Raw genomic sequence first — 2,183 nt, 5'->3', positions numbered from 1 at the left:
TCGTGGGTGCGCCGTGAGGCGCTGTGGTTCGAGTGGAGGTGAGAGACCTTCGCCGCTGACCCTGTCGCAGCAGGGCGGTGGAGCTGGGGGCAGCCTGACCCGGGTGGTGCCGGTGAGGGTGGGAGCAGCCCCGACAACGCCGGGACGGGCCAGTACTACCAGATGGTTCGGGTCCGGCAAGCGGGTCGGAGAGGAGTACGTGAGGAACCGGCGTGTGACACCCCCTTGATCAGGCGCCAGCTCAAATCTGGTGGATATGGGCTGGAAGCGGTGCGTACCCGTCCGAGGCTGGGCGGGGAACTCCCGGGGCGGTAGGCATGAGCTGCCCAGGAGGCTACGAGGAAAGACTGCGGCGTACTCGTGGCGATGCCGCAGGGGCATAGTCGGGCTCCTCCTTCGACGAGCGAACCACAGTGAACACGGGAACCGTTCCGGGTCTTGCCTTGCCGCTCGCTGCCAGCGGGCTGGGTGGGGCTGGGCGCACCGACCGTCGACCGGTCCGGGACGGGGCAGAGCCGCCGTAGTACTCCGAGCCGGGGAAAGCCCGTGCACATGGGGAAGGGCGGCAGCGGTATCGGGAAGGGAAGGAGGCTGCAATGCCTGAAGACGCGCCGTTGAACAACGACGCACCGACCGCAACGCCCGGGTTGGGGCCGTACGGGCGGGTACAGGAGATGCAGGCCAAGCTTCATCGTTGGGCGGTGGCCGACCCCGGCCGCCGGTTCGATGACCTGGTCAACTTCGTGTACGACCCGGCGACGCTGCTCATGGCGTTCGCGCGGGTCGCGGGAAACCAGGGTGCGCGCACGCCCGGTGTCGACGGCCTGACGGTCGCCGACATCGAGGAACAGGTGGGTGTGCCCGGGTTCCTGGACGACCTGCGGGCCGCGCTCAAGGACGGCTCGTTTCGGCCGTTGCCGGTGCGGGAGCGCAAGATCCCGAAACCGGGCGGGTCCGGCAAGGTCCGCAAACTCGGTATACCCACTGTTGCGGATCGGGTGGTCCAGGCGGCGCTGAAGCTGGTGCTGGAGCCCATCTTCGAGGCCGACTTCGCGCCGGCCTCCTACGGGTTTCGGCCCAAGCGGCGCGCCCACGACGCGGTCGCCGAGATCCACCACTTCGGCACCCGCGGCTACCGCTGGGTGCTTGACGCGGATATCGAGGCGTGCTTCGACTCCATCTCGCATACGGCCCTGATGGACCGGGTGCGAGCCAGGGTCAAGGACAAACGCGTCCTGGCGCTGGTCAAGGCGTTCCTCAAGGCCGGGGTCCTCACCGAACTCGGCACCTGGGGCGACACCTGGACCGGCACGCCGCAGGGCGGCATCCTGTCCCCGCTGCTGGCCAACATCGCGCTGAGCGCGCTCGATGAGCATGTGATGGCGCCGTGGCAGGCGGGCGGGCCGATGTCGACCAGCGGGAAACGCGCGTACCGGCGCTCCCGGGGTCATCCGACGTGGCGGATCGTCCGCTACGCCGACGACTTCGTGATCTTGGTGCGTGGTTCGCGTGAAGACACCGACGCGCTACGCGAAGACGTCGCCACCGTGCTGGCCACCCTCGGGCTGCGGCTGTCACCAGCCAAGACCCAGGTGGTCCACATGAGCGACGGGTTCGACTTCCTCGGCTTCCGCATCCGGTGGAAGCGCAAGAGAGGTTCGAACAAGTGGTACGTCTACACCTTCATCGCCGATCGGCCTGTCCGGTCGTTGAAGGCGAAGATCCGTGCCCTGACACACAGGACATCGCAGCAGGACTTCGCATCGATTCTGACCAGGCTCGGCCAGATCATGCACGGATGGGCCAACTACTTCAAGCACGCCGTGGCGAAACGAACCTTCAGCAAGCTGGACACCTTCACCTGGTGGAGACTGGTCCACATGCTGCGGGCGCGGCACCGCTGGAACTGGGGACAACTGCGCCGTCACCTGACCAAAGGCACCGGCCGCTGGGTGATCGCCGCAGACGGGGTCGAGTACTACAGCATCGAGAAGCGCATGACGGTCTCCCGTTACGCCTACCGAGGCAACAAGATCCCTACCCCATGGCCCCCTGCGAATCCCGCCTGACGGCAGACGCCGTGGAGAGCCCGTTGCCGAGAGATCGGCACGGCGGGTTCGGTGAGCGGTCCGGGGAAACGGGCCGGTGGCAACACCGGAACCGCGCCCCGGGCCGACTCTCTA

The 2,183-nt window shown here is 67.5% G+C and carries 1 protein-coding gene; it reads left to right on the top strand.

The window, feature by feature from the left end:
- Positions 1 to 743: 743 nt before the first annotated feature.
- On the top strand, positions 744 to 2,069 hold the full coding sequence (gene ltrA / locus ABZ807_RS33275; RefSeq protein ID WP_357167121.1) for a group II intron reverse transcriptase/maturase: 1,326 nt from the start codon (positions 744 to 746) through the stop codon (positions 2,067 to 2,069).
- Positions 2,070 to 2,183: the final 114 nt, after the last annotated feature.

The organism is Micromonospora sp. NPDC047548 (assembly GCF_040642975.1).
In the GTDB taxonomy this organism is placed as follows: domain Bacteria; phylum Actinomycetota; class Actinomycetes; order Mycobacteriales; family Micromonosporaceae; genus Micromonospora.
The sequence above is the reverse complement of the archived record's forward strand: the minus strand, read 5'-3'. Positions and strand labels throughout refer to the sequence as shown.